Origin of the sequence: Mesorhizobium sp. M7A.F.Ca.AU.002.02.1.1, from assembly GCF_003998535.1 — a bacterium.
GTDB lineage: Bacteria > Pseudomonadota > Alphaproteobacteria > Rhizobiales > Rhizobiaceae > Mesorhizobium > Mesorhizobium ciceri.
Map to the genome: position 1 here is coordinate 1 of NZ_RZPB01000077.1, position 13,951 is coordinate 13,951.

A 13,951-nucleotide genomic window follows, 5' to 3' on the forward strand; every position below is an offset into this window, starting at 1 on the left:
CAAGGGAATCGCAAAACCGAATTGCAGGAAAACAGCGTCCAAATACCGCTAATCCTGCAATTCCAAAGCCGCTATCCGCCTCAATCAACAGGCCAGATCAATGGCTTGCGGATAGTTCACGGCCGACGACGTCGCGATGATGGCGCAAGCCATGGCGCGGCTGCCCGAGCCGCCCGGTCTCGCCTTCGTCTGCGGCTCCAATGCCTTCGTTTCCGCGGCAGCCCAGGCGCTGATCGATGCCGGCGTTGCAGCCGAAATCATCCGCACCGAACGCTACGGAGTTTGAGCGGACGCCGCCTTGCGAGAAAGGTTCGTCGGATTCGCCTTCAGCCGATCGGCAAGAAACCCGCCGACAGCAACTGGAAAGGCAAGGCGCCATAGGCGGCCACCGTGGCCGCGTCGTTCCACTCGCGAAACTGTCGCGATGGTCGCGCCTCGAGCGTCAAGGCAACTCGCGCGCCGTCGAGCGTCACCTTGCCGCGAAAATGCAGCACGCGTTCCCTGCCGGATCGGCTGATAGCCACGGCACGCAGGCGAGCGATATGCTCGCCACCGTCATTGATCTCCATTTCGATGCGGCGCCGGACCGGCGGAACGCCGATCCTGACGGTGATGTCGAGCATCATGTCGCCGGTCGTTTGCGGACAGGCGATGGCCTGCGAAAACACCAGAGGCTCCGATGCGGCTTGCGGCTTGCCCGCGGCCGGTCTCCCGCGCCAGGGTTTGGCGGGCGGCTCCTGCTGCAACCGGCCCTTCTTCCGCTTCAGGCGCAACTGCTTGGCAAGGCCGCGCGACAGCCAGACCAGGCCGCCGAAATCCGTGCGCGGCTTGGCTTGCAGAACCGACGACCAACGCGACAGGCCAGCCCGGTCGGCCATCTCGAAGATTCTGGCCATTGTCCGTTCCGGCACCGGAATGCCGATCTCGAACGCCAGATAGGATAACGCCACCGCCGCTGGAACCGCCAGGCCGCGTCTTCCGACGATGTCGAGGAACATCCCCCAATCGACGTCTTCGGCATGGATGGCGACCGCGCAGTCGACAAGCCAGTCGCTGTGGGTGTGGGCGTCGAGGCCGCCATGGGCGATGGCCAGTGCCATGCGATCGGCCGGCGATGGCACGAAGACCGCGACGCCGCTGAATTGTGCCGGGACCGCCCGTTGCCAGATCGCCAGGTCGTCTTCCGCGCTCGTCTGCGACCCATCATAGCCGAGCTGGTGCAGGTCGATGTCGCCGAAACGGCCCTTGAAGAAGTTCATCGACCGCAGCGACGCCAACCGGGTTCGCAGATATTGCGCGCTGACGCCCGAGGCGATCTGCCAGTCGCGGTCGCGCAAGATGTCGAAGACGGCAGCCATGTCGCGCGGGCGCACCAGTATGTCGATGTCATGCGCCACCCGACCACGCTGCGCCGACGCGTTCAAGGCAATGCGGCTGGCGCCCTTGATCAGCATGATGTCGGCGCCGCCGTCGGCCATCGCCTTCAGCGTCGGCTCGGCCTCGCGCATCGCCATGCGCGACTTCGTCCACAGCATCTTCTGCAGGCCGACGAGGCGCGGGTGCGCGGTATGCCCGGCCAGTTTTCTGCCGAACCTGTCGGAGATGGCGGCGAGCAGACGATGTTCTCGAAACGAGACGAGGTCGATGTCGTTCTCGTCGAGCCAGCGCGCGGCGCAGGCAGCGGCTGCGTCCTCATCGGAGAGCAGCGCCGCCTTCAGCAACAGGTCCAACTGGCCGGTGGGCCACGACCAGCCATAGTCCGGGAAGCGGCGGCTGATGCGGCGAACAGGCCTGGCGTTCAACTGGAGCCCGCCTTGTTCTGGGCCCGCCGCTGCATGGCGAGCCTTGCGACCTGGATATAGCCCCGGTCGCGTGCCGGATCGCGGCCGTAGGAAAGGCTGCCCGGACGGATGCGGCGCAATGCAAGCACGTCGTCGAGCATGGCAAGTACAAAGCCTGCCTCACGAACCCGGGCGATCCAGTCGATCATCTCGCCGCGACCGCCTGGTGGGTCGATGATGGGACCGACGCTCTGCACCACCTCCTGGCGGATCATCATCGTCGTGCGCGACCAGCCCGCTCCACTGGCCGCATCGGGCAAATCGGGGCTGTCGCCGCGAAACGTCCGCCAGTGCGTAAAGACGCCCGCTGTCCCGGGATGACGGCCGAGATAGGCCAGTTGCTGTTCGATCTTGTCCGGCAGCCACAAATCGTCGGCATCGAGCGTCGCGATGAGCGGCGTCGAGAGTGCCGCAATGCCACGGGTCGTTGCGCTGCCGGGTCCGGCATTGTCCTGTCGCAGCACCGTCACCGGCAGGTTCATCGCATCGATCACCGCGGCCGTATCGTCGGTCGAACCGTCATCGACCACGACGATGGCCTCCGCTTTTGCCGTCTGGGCCAGAACGGAGTTCAGGGCAGCGCCTATGGTGGCGGCCGCGTTGAAAGCCGGAATGACGACGCCGTAGCCTGCCATCAAAGGAACCGCCACTGCGCGAGATCCTTGAAGTCGAAGATCCCCTCCACCCGGCGCAAGCTGGGATCGGCCTTGCGACGCTTCATCGACTTGTGAATGGCGCGCATGAACTCGCGAAAGGGCACATCGGCTTCCTTGGTCATGTTGCCGGGATGACGCCTGTAATAGAGAGCCACCGTATCGGGCATAACGTATTTTGCCTGGCTCTCAAAGATACGCAACAGATAGTCGGTGTCCTCGGCCTGTTTGAAATCCTCGTCGAAACCACCGGTGCGCTCGATGAGGTCTCGCGCGAAGATCCCGGCGGACAGGTGGATCCCTCGCACGGTGATGGAGTGGCTGTCGGCGGCCGGTTCCAGTGTCTCGCCATCTATCTTGTCGACCAGCGTCATGCGCGAATAGGTCAGCTCGAGGCCAGGATCCTCTTCGAAGCAGGCGAGATCCGCCTTGAAGCGGCCTATCGGGGAGATGTCGTCCGAATCGAGAAACGACACCAGACGCGTCTGCGGCAGCAACTGCTTCAGCCCGGCATTGCGCGCCTTGGTGACCCCGCCATTGATCTGCTGGAAAAGACGAATGCATGGGGCCTCGTCGATCAACGACCGTACGACGGCTGCCGAGCCATCGGTCGACCCGTCGTCGATGACGATGATGTCGAGATCGATGTCTTCGCGCTGCCTGAGCAACGAGCGCAGCGCCAGGCCAACGAATTGTTCGCGATTGTAGACCGGCATGATGACGCTCAGCCTCATCGGCGTCTCCAGCAGCGTTGCGGGCTTGGCTGATCCGAGCCGATTGTCTCGAGCATCATGGCATCCGCCAATCGGCGGGACTCTTCAATTCGAAGATGCCCTGGACCTCTCGCCGTGACGGATCGGCCTTGCGCCGCCGCATCGACTTGTGGATTGCACGCAAGTGGTTGCGGACCCTGCCGCTATGTTCCTTGGTGACATTTCCGGCGTGGCGTCGGTAGTAGATCGCGACGGTGTTCGGCAATTCGTAGCGCGGACCGGTTTCGAAGACTCGCAACAGATAATCCGTGTCCTCGGACTGCTCAAAGTCCTCGTCGAAATGGCCGATGCGATCGACAAGCGTTCGACTGAAGAGAGCGGTGCTCAGCGAAATTCCGCGAAGCGTCATGGTACAGCAGTCCGCCTCCGGCTCGAGCTTCTCGTCGTCGATCCGGTCGACCAGCGTCATCAGCGAATAGGTTAGCTCAAGCCCGGAGGTAGCCTCGAAGCGGGCGAGATCGGCCTTGAACCGTCCGGCCAGCGAGATGTCGTCAGAATCCAGGAATGACACGAACTCCGCATCCGGCGGCAGTTGCCGCAGCCCGGCGTTGCGCGCCCTGGCCACGCCCATGTTCGATTGCTGGAAGAGTCGGATGCAGGGGTTTTCGCCCATCATCGAGCGTACGGCCTCAGCAGAGCCGTCGGTCGAACCGTCGTCGATGACGATGATGTCGAGATCGGCGGCGTCCCGCTGCCGCACCAGCGAGCGCAATGCCGAAACGACATAGCGTTCACGGTTATAGACGGGCATTATCACGCTCAGTTTCACGAAGCGCCCCGCACAAGAAAGTCCGCAATCGTGCCGGCTATCTCCTGTGGCTGCGTCCCCAGCGACAGACGATAGCATGGCAGCAGGCGGGTCAGGTCGCTGAAGAAGCGAAAGCCGCTCTCCCGCTCGCCCGGCATCTGCGCTATGCCGGACGGCGCCAAGGCAATCATGGCATCCCTCCGCGACACCGGCACGATCGAACTTGCCCCGCCTCCGCCGATATGTGGCACCAGCAGCGCAACGATGTCCAGGGTTTCAGGCACCGGCCGGGGCGCGATGTCATGAATGTGAAAAGCATATTTGCCTTGCCAGTTGAGCGGGCTATGAGCTGGCAGCCGGTGATCCAGCCCAAGTCGCGCGAATCCCTGGGGATCCTGCTTGAGTGTTGAAAACAACGGGCGGGCAGTCACGCCGTTGGAGAGGTCGACCAGCACATAATCGTCGCCGACGCTGTCCAGCCCGTGGAGGAGGCCGGCGGCGACGGTCCCGGATTTCCCGGCGCCGCCCGCGCCGGCCAGCAGTACGCCCCTGCCTTTGGTGCCGAGCGTCCCCGCATGGGCCAGCCGCATGCCACGTGCCGCATATTCCCAATGGAGGAAGGGGCGCAGCGGCGCTCCCGGCTCCCACGGTGGAAAGGCATCGGCCGAGGCCATCAATTGCACGCCAACGCGACGTTGCGGATCATAGAACTGCCAGAAATCCAGGTCGTGGAAATGGTTGCCGCGCAATCCGGCTTCCGCCAGCCTGGTGGCGAAGCCATGCTGCGTGAAGGGTCCTTGGCCCCATCTGGCCGGTGCCGCGATGCCGTCAATGCCGGGATGTGCGACGAAGATGCGGCAGATGTCGGCAGGCGCTCGGTTGTCCGCAGCCGTGACAAAGCCATGAGCGAAGGCATCCGCCAACGCGCCGGCACTCACATGAGCGGTCAACTCCAGATGCGGCAAACCCACCTTGCAGGTCAGTGGATAATGCGCGGCGCTGCTCTGCGCTTGCGCCAGGACATGACGTGCGTAGTCAGTCAGGTTTTCGAGAGTGACGTTCGGCATGGTCTGCCTGTTCCGGAGCCGTCCGGCAACGAGAGCCTGGCGCGCCTCAGTTGGCCTGCTTCACTGCGGGCCAGCCGAGGGGCTCCTCGACCTCGTGGATGGGATCGACGACAATGAGGTCGGCAAGGTCGTCATGGATGTCGACCTTGAGGGGCTCGCCGGCAGCGGCGAGCTGAGCCAGCAATTCGCTGGGAACCGGTCTTGCCACGCCATCGGTTGCGGCCGCCAGCAAACCGAATTCGAGCAATTGTGAAACAAAGCCGTCAATCGCGGCGGCATCGAGGGCGCCAATCCCGGTCGCGGCGCCGACCAGTTCGGAGGCAGGCACGCCGGACGACAGTGCATCCCAAAGCCTGCTGCCTGAATCAGAGAAGCCGAAATATTTACCGGTGGTCAGGTCGAGAACGACGGCTTCGCCATCGAAGGATTCAAAGACGATATCCTTGCTGGCAATGGCATATACGCCGGATTGTCGCATGTTTGCTCCCCGCCGAAGCAGGCCGCGGAGATGATCTTCGGGCCCTACGGTCAACCCCACCGTTGCAGGCGTCTAACCATTTGCAGGGTTTTTGGCAAGATGGCGTAGGCCCGGCCGAGCGCAGCTGCAGGCCGCGCGGGCATGGACAGCCTCTGACCGTGCCTGCCGGTCACGCCTCGATTTCAAGCGCCGAAAGCGGCTTCGAGCAACAGGCGAGGATAAAGCCGTCTTCGATTTCGTGATCGAGGATGCCGCCATTGTGGCTCATCTCGACGTCGCCCGCGACCTTCCTCACCTTGCAGGTGCCGCACAGGCCGAACTCGCAGGCGGCGGGAATCCGCACCCCCGAGGCGCGTGCCGTCTGCAGCACGGTCTGGCCGGCGACGCATTCGGCATCGACATCGGAATGCGAGAACCGGATCGGTGTCACGGCCTCCACGGTGGCAGCGGCGCCGTCTTCCGCCGGCGGCGAGAACGGCGCCGGGATCTCCTCCACGGCAGGCGCGGCAAAGCTTTCCTGATGGTATTTCGCCATGTCGAAGCCGGCTGCGTCCAGCATGCCGCGCACGGCGCGCATGAAAGGATCGGGGCCGCAGCAGAAAATCTCGCGCTCGCGGAAATCGGGCGCCAGCAATGGCAGCCGGATCGCGTCGATGCGGCCCATATGGCCGAACCAGCCCTCGCGGCTCGACCGCTCCTCGATCATGAAGCCGAGCGACAGCCCAGGCATGCGGCTGCCGAGCAGTTCGAGCTCCTTGCGGAAAATGATCTCTTCCGGGCGGCGCGCGCAGTTGACGAAGCCGACATCGGTCCATGGCGCGCAGTCGTTCAGCCAGCGCAGCATCGACATCATCGGCGTCACGCCGGAACCGGCCGAAATGAACAGGTATTTGGCGGCCGGGTGGCTGTGCAGCGAGAAGTCGCCGGTCGGCCCATAGGCCTTGACGTGCGAACCGGGCGTCAGATGGTCGAACATCCAGCGCGTACCGGTGCTGCCCGCCTGCGCCTTGACCGTCACCGCGATCGAGAACGGCCGCGACGGCGAGGACGACAGCGTGTAGGTGCGCATCAGCGGCCCGTCCGATGTCGGCAGTTCCAGAGTCACGAACTGCCCCGGTTTGTAGCGGAACCAGGTCTGGTTGTCGGAGCGGAAGGTGAAGGTCTTCACGTCAGGCGCTTCGTCGCTGACGCCGATCACTTCCAGCACCTGCAGCCTGTCGTTCCAGGGCGTCATCTGGTCGAGATGGCGATAGAGGCCAAGGTCCGTCATCGCATTCATCCTCTTGTCCCCTGGGCTAGGCGACGCTGCGCAGGGCCGGCCGGCCGCCTTCGGCAAGGCGCGGCCCGATGAACGACGCGTACCACTCGACGAACTGGATCACGCCGCCCTCATGCAGCTCCGAATAGGGGCCTGGTTCATAGGCCGGCGACAGGATGCCGAAGGCGTTTTCCTCGACGATGCGGCGGTCCTGGTCGTTGGTCTCGGTCCAGACATGGGTGAGCTCAGCGAGGTCGTAGTCGACGCCTTCGACCGCATCCTTGTGGACGAGCCATTTCGTTGTCACTGCGGTTTCCGTGGCACTGATCGGCAGCACGCGGAAGGTAACGGCGTGGTCGCCGAGGATATGGTTCCAGGTCGTCGGATAGTGATAGAGCAGCAAGGAGCCGATGCGGTCGGTTGAAACGCTGTCGGACAGGTTCTTCTGGACCGCCCGTTTTCCCGTCATGGTGTAGCTGACGGCATCGCGCAGCAGCGGCGCGCGGGTGGCGCGGTACTGCCCTGCCGGATCGATGCGGAATTTGCTCGGCAAGCCTGATGCCTCGCATCTGGCCCAGTGTGCGACCATTTCAGGGTCGCTGTCGGCGCCATGGACGCCGGTTATGGTTGGAGCCTCGGGGAAGGTCTTGCACAACTCGGGATGATTGGCGGCGCAGTGGTAGCACTCGCGGTTGTTTTCCCAGACCAGCTTCCAGTTGCCCTTCTCGACGATCGTGCTCTCGAAGGCGATCTTTGCTTCACGCAGCCGGTGCGGCAAAAGATAGGGTTCGATCATCGCCCGCATCGGCGCGAAATCTGCCGGTTCCTTGGCCAGGCAGATGAAGATGTAGCCGCCGACGCTCTCGCAGGCGACCGGCTTCAGGCCGAAATCACTCTTGTCGAAACCGTCGGCCATCTGGCGGGCAAACAGCAGGCGGCCGTCCAGCTCGTAGGTCCACTGATGATACGGGCAGACGAGCTTTGCCGCGGTACCCTTCTCCGTGTTGCACACGCGGCTGCCGCGATGGCGGCAGGAATTGTGGAAGGCGTTGATCTTGCCGTGCTGGTCGCGGACAAGGACGACCGGATAATCGCCGACCTGCACGGTGATGTAGCTGCCCGGCTTCGGCAGTTCGCAATCATGGCCGATGAACAGCCAGTCGCGATACCAGATCAGCTCCATGTCGAGCTTGAAGTAGTCCGGATCGGTGTAGAAGGGCTGCTCCAGCGAAAAGCCTTGCCGGCGCCCCTTCAGGAGCCTCAGCATGTCGTTGCGGATATCCATGTCCTGTCCTCGTTCCTAAGGACTGAACTGGTGGTGACGGAGGAAGGATTGAAGCGCAGGCCGGCTGTGTGCCGGACATGCGCTATCCACCTCTTGACCGCCCACCGCGATCAGTCGAGTCTAAAAATCTCGGGCTGGTTTCCGGGCTCTGGAGTTGTCCTTGCGGACCATCGCGACACCTTCCCAGGCGGTTGCCCAGTGGTCTCCCGTTGCGACTTGAACTCCACCACCGTTGCGGGGGCAGCGCCGGATTCTGACCGGCTTCCCAATTCTCCGCCTCGTCGTCACGAAGCGGCACCTGAGATGGTATGATCTAACCACGATCGCGGGCGCGCCGTCGGCATGAAAACGACATCGTATCCATGCGGCGCGACACGGCATGCGAAACGCTACTGCAGCTCGTCGCGGGCCGAGATCCCACCTCCCGGGCGGCCATTTGCCGGCTGCGATCTTCCCGAATCCGACCCTTCGCGGGGGGTCAAAAAAGGTTAATGGTTTCGAAAAATGACTATTAGTTCGCCCTAAAATCGAACCGAACGGTTCGTTTCTGTTGACGGTGCGTGCAGGACGGTGTGAACGCTGGGCCTCTGAAACAGTCAGTGATCCATCAGGTGGCTACACCTAACACACTGATATGAAGAAGAAAAATGCATCCCTAGATTCCGTTGGCACAATTTCAAGGTGTGGATTCATGGTCCACACGGAACAACTTCGTGATTGGAAAAGACGACCTTGCCCTCCCACATCGGGGCTGTCCGAACGACGCGATTTCATTTCCAAGACACGCCGCTAGACGGACGGAAAAAAGACGATACTGGAGTACCAAAAATGAAAAAGATCATTCTCACTGCCGCAGCCCTTCTGGCCATTTCCGGCAGCGCCTTCGCTGGTAGCGACCACTACGGTTCCAACGCCGCGGCAGCCACTGCTGTCGACAGCTCGTACACCGCTTCGACCAAGAAGTCGGAACCGGCTGCTCAGGCGCCTGCCCAGGGTGCTGACCGCAACCTCTTCGGCAACAACTAACAGCCGATTCCCAGTTTCCCGGTCGACGGCGGGCTCGCCCGCCGCCCTGGCGAAATTCAGACATTCAGGAGTATTCAAGATGAACAAGATCCTCATTGCTGCCGCCGCCGTTCTGGCCATCACCGGCAGCGCTTTCGCGGGCAGCGACAACTACGGTTCGAACGGCCCCAACCAGCCTGCCGCCGCTGTGGACCAGTCGTACACGGCTTCCACCAAAACCTCGGAACCGGCTGCCCAGACGCCCGCTCAGGGCAGCGACCGTAACCTCTTCGGTCGCTAACAACCAATTTCGCAACCGACGGCAGCTGTGTCTGCCGTCCTGGCGAAATCCAGAATTCAGGAGACTAAAATGAACAAGATCCTTATTGCTGCCGCCGCCGTTCTGGCCATCACCGGCAGTGCCTTCGCCGGCAGCGACAATTTTGGCTCCAATGGTGCCAATCAGCCTGCCGCCACGACTTCGGTCGACAGCACGCGCACCTCTTCGGTACGCAACACCGGTTCGCCGGTCTACAAGCTGCTGAACTCGTCGGGTGACACCACCCAGAAGTCTGCTCCGCAAGGTGCCGACCGCAACCTCTTCGGCAACAACTAACAACCGAAGTCGATCTCCAAGTCAAAGAGCGGCGGGCCCGGCCCGCCGCTCTTTTTTGTGCCTGACACGGTAATTGCGGTTAAGCCGCCTTTGCTTCCACTTCATGCAACGCGAAAGAACGTCCATCCGCGTCGAAGATATGCAGGTCCTCGCCATTGGCGCTCAGCCGCAATGTCGAGCCGCGCTTGACCTCGACATTGCCGGGCAGCTTGGTCACCAGCGGCAGATCGGCGCGGCCGATGTCGACATAGACAAGCTGCACCTCGCCGAGTTGCTCGACATAGTCGACCGTCCCCTCGAACAGATAGTCCGCGCCGCTGGCGATGATCAGGTCCTCCGGCCGCACGCCAAAGCTCACCGCAGCGCCCTTTGCCGAAGCCGGCGTCGCAATCGGCACGGTCGCCTTGCGTCCGCCGACATGGCTGACGACGGTCGGGTTTCCGGTCTTTTCGATGGTCGCCGGCAGGATGTTCATGGCCGGCGAGCCGATGAACTGGGCAACGAACAGATTGCCGGGCTTCTTGTAGAGGTCCATCGGCGTGCCGACCTGCTCGATATGGCCGTCCTTGAGCACCACGATGCGGTCGGCCAGCGTCATCGCCTCGACCTGGTCGTGGGTAACGTAGATCATGGTCGTGTTGGGCATCGATTCCTTGAGCTTGGCGATCTCGATGCGGGTGGCGACGCGCAGCGCGGCGTCGAGGTTCGAAAGCGGCTCGTCGAACAGGAACACCTTCGGATTGCGCACGATGGCGCGGCCGATGGCGACGCGCTGGCGCTGGCCACCCGACATCGCCTTGGGCAGGCGGTCGAGATATTTGGTCAGCTGCAGGATCTCGGCGGCCTGGCGCACGCGGCGGTCGATCTCGGCCTTGTTCTCTTTGCCGATCTTCATCGAGAACGCCATGTTGTCGTAGACGGTCATGTGCGGGTACAGCGCGTAGGACTGGAACACCATGGCGATGCCCCGCTTCGACGGCGGCACGTCGTTCACCACTTCGCCGGCTATTCTGAGTTCGCCGGAGGTGATTTCCTCGAGCCCGGCGATCGACCTCAGCAATGTCGACTTGCCGCAGCCCGACGGGCCGACGAAGACGATGAACTCGCCCGACCTAATATCGAGGTCGATGCCGTGGAGAATGTTCAGATTGCCGTAGGACTTCTTCACTTGTCTTAGCGTGACATCGGCCATTGGTTTCCTCCAGTGATTGGAAATTCAGTCGAGACGCCCGAACCAGGCGCCGTAGCCGCCAAGCTCGATGGAACCGCTGCTCGCCTGCCCCGAAAATCCGTGCCCGGGCAGAGGTTGCAGCGATCGGCCGCCAAGGTCAACCTTGGCCCGCCCGGCTCCCAGATTGAAGACGCAGACGATCTGCTCGTTGCCTGCGCGGCGCGTGAAGGCCACGGTATCTCCCTCACTTTCGATGAAGGTGATGTCGCCCTTGGCCAGCGCCGGATGGGCACGCCGGAAGCTGAGAAAGCGCCGGTAGTGCTCGAGCAGCGAAGCCTCGTCGCCCTGCTGGACATTGACCGCTTGCGCCAAATGCTTGGCCGGCACCGGCAGCCAGGGTTTTGCCTGGGAGAAGCCGCCATTCTTGGCGCCGCCGTCCCACACCATCGGTGTGCGGCAGCCGTCGCGGCCCTTGAATTCAGGCCAGAAGCGGATGCCGTAGGGATCCTGCAAATCCTCGAACCGAAGGTCGGCCTCGCCGAGCCCAAGTTCCTCACCCTGATAGATGCAGACCGAACCGCGCAAGGACATCAGCAGCGCCGAGATGACCTTGAGGTAGGCGGTCGGGTCGGGCTCATTGGCGGCCCAGCGCGAGGCCGGGCGCATTACATCGTGGTTGGAGAAGGCCCAGCACGACCAGCCATCGCTGGCGACCTTGCCGAAGGATTCCAGCACCGAGCGGACCTTGCCCGCGCTGATCTTTTCCGGCGCCAGGAAATCGAAGGAGTAGCACATGTGCACGCGCTTGCCGCCGGCGGTGTAGGCGGCCACCACTTCAAGCCCACGCTGCGAATCGCCGACCTCGCCGACCGCTGCGGTTGCCGGATATTCATCGAGCAGGGCACGGAACCGTTCGAGGAAGCCGAGATTCTCGGGCCGGCTCTTGTCGTAGAGATGGTCCTGGTAGTTGTAGGGGTTGACCGCCGGCGCGGTCTGGTCGTTGCGCTCTTCCGGCGGCAGCGGCGGGTTGTTTTCCAAGCCCTGGCTGTGGAAGTAGAAATTGATGGTGTCGAGCCGGAAACCATCGACGCCGCGCTCCAGCCAGAAGCGGGTGACGTCGAGCAACGCGTCCTGAACCTCGTGGTTGTGGAAGTTGAGGTCGGGCTGCTCGGCCAGAAAATTGTGCATGTAATATTGCTGGCGGCTGGTGTCCCATTGCCAGGCCGAGCCGCCGAAGATCGACAGCCAGTTGTTGGGCGGCGTGCCGTCCGGCCTGGCGTCTGCCCAGACGTACCAGTCGGCTTTCGGGTTGCTGCGGCTCGACCGGCTTTCCTTGAACCACGGGTGGTTGTCGGCGGTGTGCGACAGCACCTCGTCGATCATCACCTTCAAGCCCAACCTGTGTGCCTCGGCGGTCAGCGCGTCGAAGTCGGCCAACGTGCCGAACATCGGATCGACGTCGCAGTAATCCGACACGTCATAGCCGAAATCCTTCATCGGCGACTTGAAGAATGGCGAAATCCAGATGGCGTCCGCACCGAGTGCCGCGATGTAGGGTAGCCGCCCGATGATGCCCTTAAGGTCACCGATGCCGTCGCCGTTCGAGTCCTGGTAGCTGCGCGGATAAATCTGGTAGATCACCGCGCCCCGCCACCAGTCGCGATCGATGGCGAGGTCAGGCTTCGAGCTGGCCTTCAAAGCGGATTGCATCGTCTCAGCCTCCTTTCACCGAGCCGGCAAGCAGCCCGCGGACAAAATAGCGCTGCAGCGAGAAGAACACGATCAGCGGCACGATGATGGTCACGAAAGCCGATGTCGTCAGAATCTCCCAGTCGCCGCCGCGTGAGCCCAACAGCGCGTTGAGCTTGGCGGTCAGCACGATCTGGTCTGCCTCTGTGCCGAGGAAAACCATCGCCACCAGCAGATCGTTCCATACCCACAGGAACTGGAAGATGGCAAACGAAGCCAGCACCGGAAACGACAGCGGCAAGACGATCTTGACGAAGATCTCGAAATCGCTGGCGCCGTCGATGCGCGCCGATTCCATGATTTCGCGCGGCAGGCCGGCAATGTAGCTGCGCAGCAGGTAGATGGCGAAGGGCAGGCCGAAGCCGGTATGCGCCAGCCAGATGCCGAGATAGGTCTTCGACGGCATGCCGAAGAAAGCGCCGACGCCGTTGTAGAGTTTCAACAGCGGGATCAGCGACATCTGCAATGGCACCACCAGCAAGCCGATGATGACCGCGATCAGCAGCGCCCGGCCGGGAAACCGCATCCAGGCCAGCGCATAGGCGGCAAAGGCGGCGATCAGGATCGGGATGACGGTCGCCGGAATGGTGACGGTCAGGGAATTCATGAAAGACCGTCCGATGCCTTCGGAAAACAGCACGGTTTTGTAATTATCGGTGGTGAATTTCGGCGGCGCCGACGAAGCATAATAGACGCGCTGGCCGCGATCGCCTTCGAACGCTTTCGGGGACTGCATGACGAAGCTGCCGTCGGCATTGAGCTGCAAGGTCACGCCGTCGCCGAGATCGGCTGTGGTGCCGGCGGGATACTGCGTCGGTGCCGCCGATTTGATTCCGAAGGCGCTGATGTCGCGCTTGGTGCCGTCGCCGAAGATATTGCCCTCGAGCACGAACTTGCCGTCCTTCTCGACTTGCGCCGAGGCGGGCGGCAGCCGGCCGGCTTCCGTCTGTGTGGAACTGGCGAACGAGTTCCACCAGCCCGAGGCGATGATCTGGTTCTTGTCGCGCAGCGACGAAACCAGGATGCCAAGGGTCGGTATGGTCCAGATCGCGACGAAGATGAGCACGGCGATGTGGACGCCGAAGCGGCTGGCGAAGGAATTTCCGGTCGCGACGGCCATCTCAATGTCCTCCCGTCTCTTTGTTCGCCTGTCGGATGTTCCAGACCATGATCGGAATGACCGCAATCATAATGATGATGGCGATGGTGGCGCCGCGGCCGAAATCGCCGCCGCCGCGGAACATCCAGTCGAACATCAGATTGGCCAGCACCTGGCTGTTCCACTGGCCGTTGGTCATGGTCAGCAC

At 62.7% G+C, this 13,951-nt stretch carries 15 protein-coding genes, 1 pseudogene and 1 riboswitch; of the genes and pseudogenes, 4 read left to right on the forward strand and 12 right to left on the reverse strand.

The window, feature by feature from the left end; genetic code table 11:
• Window positions 1–136 precede the first annotated feature (136 nt).
• Complete coding sequence (locus EN879_RS07640) at window positions 137–286, forward strand: hypothetical protein (protein ID WP_244514255.1); 150 nt, start codon at window positions 137–139, stop codon at window positions 284–286.
• A gap of 40 nt (window positions 287–326) precedes the next feature.
• On the opposite strand, the gene EN879_RS07645 is transcribed toward EN879_RS07640, so the two are convergent.
• The 8 genes from EN879_RS07645 to EN879_RS07680 all read right to left on the reverse strand — a co-directional run bounded on the left by EN879_RS07645 (window position 327) and on the right by EN879_RS07680 (window position 8,103).
• The gene (locus tag EN879_RS07645) at window positions 327–1,802 is read right to left on the reverse strand and encodes a nucleotidyltransferase family protein (protein ID WP_063169805.1); all 1,476 of its coding nucleotides are present in this window, start codon (window positions 1,800–1,802) and stop codon (window positions 327–329) included.
• Window positions 1,799–2,476, reverse strand: a complete 678-nt coding sequence (locus tag EN879_RS07650) for a glycosyltransferase family A protein (protein WP_063169806.1) — start codon at window positions 2,474–2,476, stop codon at window positions 1,799–1,801. The genes EN879_RS07645 and EN879_RS07650 overlap by 4 nt, the downstream gene beginning before the upstream one ends.
• Window positions 2,476–3,228 (reverse strand): glycosyltransferase family A protein, encoded by a 753-nt coding sequence (locus tag EN879_RS07655; RefSeq protein ID WP_063169807.1) that lies wholly within the window; start codon window positions 3,226–3,228, stop codon window positions 2,476–2,478. The genes EN879_RS07650 and EN879_RS07655 overlap by 1 nt, the downstream gene beginning before the upstream one ends.
• A 55-nt stretch (window positions 3,229–3,283) precedes the next feature.
• Window positions 3,284–4,018, reverse strand: a complete 735-nt coding sequence (locus EN879_RS07660; protein ID WP_082826624.1) for a glycosyltransferase family A protein — start codon at window positions 4,016–4,018, stop codon at window positions 3,284–3,286.
• 14 nt (window positions 4,019–4,032) lie between these two features.
• A complete protein-coding gene (locus EN879_RS07665) occupies window positions 4,033–5,082 on the reverse strand; it encodes a hypothetical protein (RefSeq protein ID WP_063169809.1) in 1,050 nt (349 codons plus the stop codon).
• 46 nt (window positions 5,083–5,128) lie between these two features.
• Complete coding sequence (locus EN879_RS07670; RefSeq protein ID WP_013528271.1) at window positions 5,129–5,560, reverse strand: PqqD family protein; 432 nt, start codon at window positions 5,558–5,560, stop codon at window positions 5,129–5,131.
• Between the two features lie 169 nt (window positions 5,561–5,729).
• On the reverse strand, window positions 5,730–6,830 hold the full coding sequence (locus tag EN879_RS07675; RefSeq protein WP_013528270.1) for a hybrid-cluster NAD(P)-dependent oxidoreductase: 1,101 nt from the start codon (window positions 6,828–6,830) through the stop codon (window positions 5,730–5,732).
• A gap of 25 nt (window positions 6,831–6,855) precedes the next feature.
• Window positions 6,856–8,103: an aromatic ring-hydroxylating dioxygenase subunit alpha gene (locus EN879_RS07680; RefSeq protein WP_063169810.1), complete on the reverse strand. Its 1,248-nt coding sequence runs from the start codon at window positions 8,101–8,103 to the stop codon at window positions 6,856–6,858.
• Window positions 8,104–8,217: 114 nt separating this feature from the next.
• A riboswitch (cobalamin riboswitch) is annotated at window positions 8,218–8,420 on the reverse strand.
• 511 nt (window positions 8,421–8,931) lie between these two features.
• On the opposite strand from EN879_RS07680, the gene EN879_RS07685 reads away from it, so the two are divergent.
• The 3 genes from EN879_RS07685 to EN879_RS07695 all read left to right on the forward strand — a co-directional run bounded on the left by EN879_RS07685 (window position 8,932) and on the right by EN879_RS07695 (window position 9,724).
• Window positions 8,932–9,129 carry a DUF680 domain-containing protein gene (locus EN879_RS07685; RefSeq protein ID WP_013528268.1) on the forward strand — a complete coding sequence of 66 codons (198 nt, stop codon included), beginning with the start codon at window positions 8,932–8,934 and terminating at the stop codon, window positions 9,127–9,129.
• A gap of 79 nt (window positions 9,130–9,208) precedes the next feature.
• Window positions 9,209–9,409 (forward strand): DUF680 domain-containing protein, encoded by a 201-nt coding sequence (locus EN879_RS07690; RefSeq protein ID WP_013528267.1) that lies wholly within the window; start codon window positions 9,209–9,211, stop codon window positions 9,407–9,409.
• Between the two features lie 69 nt (window positions 9,410–9,478).
• Window positions 9,479–9,724 (forward strand): DUF680 domain-containing protein, encoded by a 246-nt coding sequence (locus EN879_RS07695; protein ID WP_013528266.1) that lies wholly within the window; start codon window positions 9,479–9,481, stop codon window positions 9,722–9,724.
• A gap of 79 nt (window positions 9,725–9,803) precedes the next feature.
• Here the strand turns inward: EN879_RS07695 and ugpC are convergent, their stop codons facing one another.
• From ugpC to EN879_RS07715, 4 genes and pseudogenes are all read right to left on the reverse strand, one after another.
• A complete protein-coding gene (ugpC, locus tag EN879_RS07700; RefSeq protein ID WP_063169811.1) occupies window positions 9,804–10,916 on the reverse strand; it encodes a sn-glycerol-3-phosphate ABC transporter ATP-binding protein UgpC in 1,113 nt (370 codons plus the stop codon).
• Between the two features lie 24 nt (window positions 10,917–10,940).
• On the reverse strand, window positions 10,941–12,605 hold the full coding sequence (locus EN879_RS07705; RefSeq protein ID WP_063169812.1) for an alpha-glucosidase: 1,665 nt from the start codon (window positions 12,603–12,605) through the stop codon (window positions 10,941–10,943).
• A gap of 4 nt (window positions 12,606–12,609) precedes the next feature.
• Entirely contained in the window at window positions 12,610–13,764 is a 1,155-nt protein-coding gene (locus tag EN879_RS07710; RefSeq protein ID WP_063169813.1) for a carbohydrate ABC transporter permease, read from the reverse strand.
• A gap of 1 nt (window position 13,765) precedes the next feature.
• Window positions 13,766–13,951, reverse strand: a pseudogene (locus tag EN879_RS07715) (alpha-glucoside ABC transporter permease); the annotation flags it as partial.

Coding starts and splice junctions, on each gene's coding strand:
- EN879_RS07640 (WP_244514255.1), top strand. CDS start 137: ATGATGGCGCAAGCCATGGCGCGGCTGCCCGAGCCGCCCGGTCTCGCC.
- EN879_RS07650 (WP_063169806.1), bottom strand. CDS start 2,476: ATGGCAGGCTACGGCGTCGTCATTCCGGCTTTCAACGCGGCCGCCACC.
- EN879_RS07655 (WP_063169807.1), bottom strand. CDS start 3,228: ATGAGGCTGAGCGTCATCATGCCGGTCTACAATCGCGAACAATTCGTT.
- EN879_RS07660 (WP_082826624.1), bottom strand. CDS start 4,018: ATGCCCGTCTATAACCGTGAACGCTATGTCGTTTCGGCATTGCGCTCG.
- EN879_RS07665 (WP_063169809.1), bottom strand. CDS start 5,082: ATGCCGAACGTCACTCTCGAAAACCTGACTGACTACGCACGTCATGTC.
- EN879_RS07670 (WP_013528271.1), bottom strand. CDS start 5,560: ATGCGACAATCCGGCGTATATGCCATTGCCAGCAAGGATATCGTCTTT.
- EN879_RS07675 (WP_013528270.1), bottom strand. CDS start 6,830: ATGACGGACCTTGGCCTCTATCGCCATCTCGACCAGATGACGCCCTGG.
- EN879_RS07680 (WP_063169810.1), bottom strand. CDS start 8,103: ATGGATATCCGCAACGACATGCTGAGGCTCCTGAAGGGGCGCCGGCAA.
- EN879_RS07685 (WP_013528268.1), top strand. CDS start 8,932: ATGAAAAAGATCATTCTCACTGCCGCAGCCCTTCTGGCCATTTCCGGC.
- EN879_RS07690 (WP_013528267.1), top strand. CDS start 9,209: ATGAACAAGATCCTCATTGCTGCCGCCGCCGTTCTGGCCATCACCGGC.
- EN879_RS07695 (WP_013528266.1), top strand. CDS start 9,479: ATGAACAAGATCCTTATTGCTGCCGCCGCCGTTCTGGCCATCACCGGC.
- ugpC (WP_063169811.1), bottom strand. CDS start 10,916: ATGGCCGATGTCACGCTAAGACAAGTGAAGAAGTCCTACGGCAATCTG.
- EN879_RS07705 (WP_063169812.1), bottom strand. CDS start 12,605: ATGCAATCCGCTTTGAAGGCCAGCTCGAAGCCTGACCTCGCCATCGAT.
- EN879_RS07710 (WP_063169813.1), bottom strand. CDS start 13,764: ATGGCCGTCGCGACCGGAAATTCCTTCGCCAGCCGCTTCGGCGTCCAC.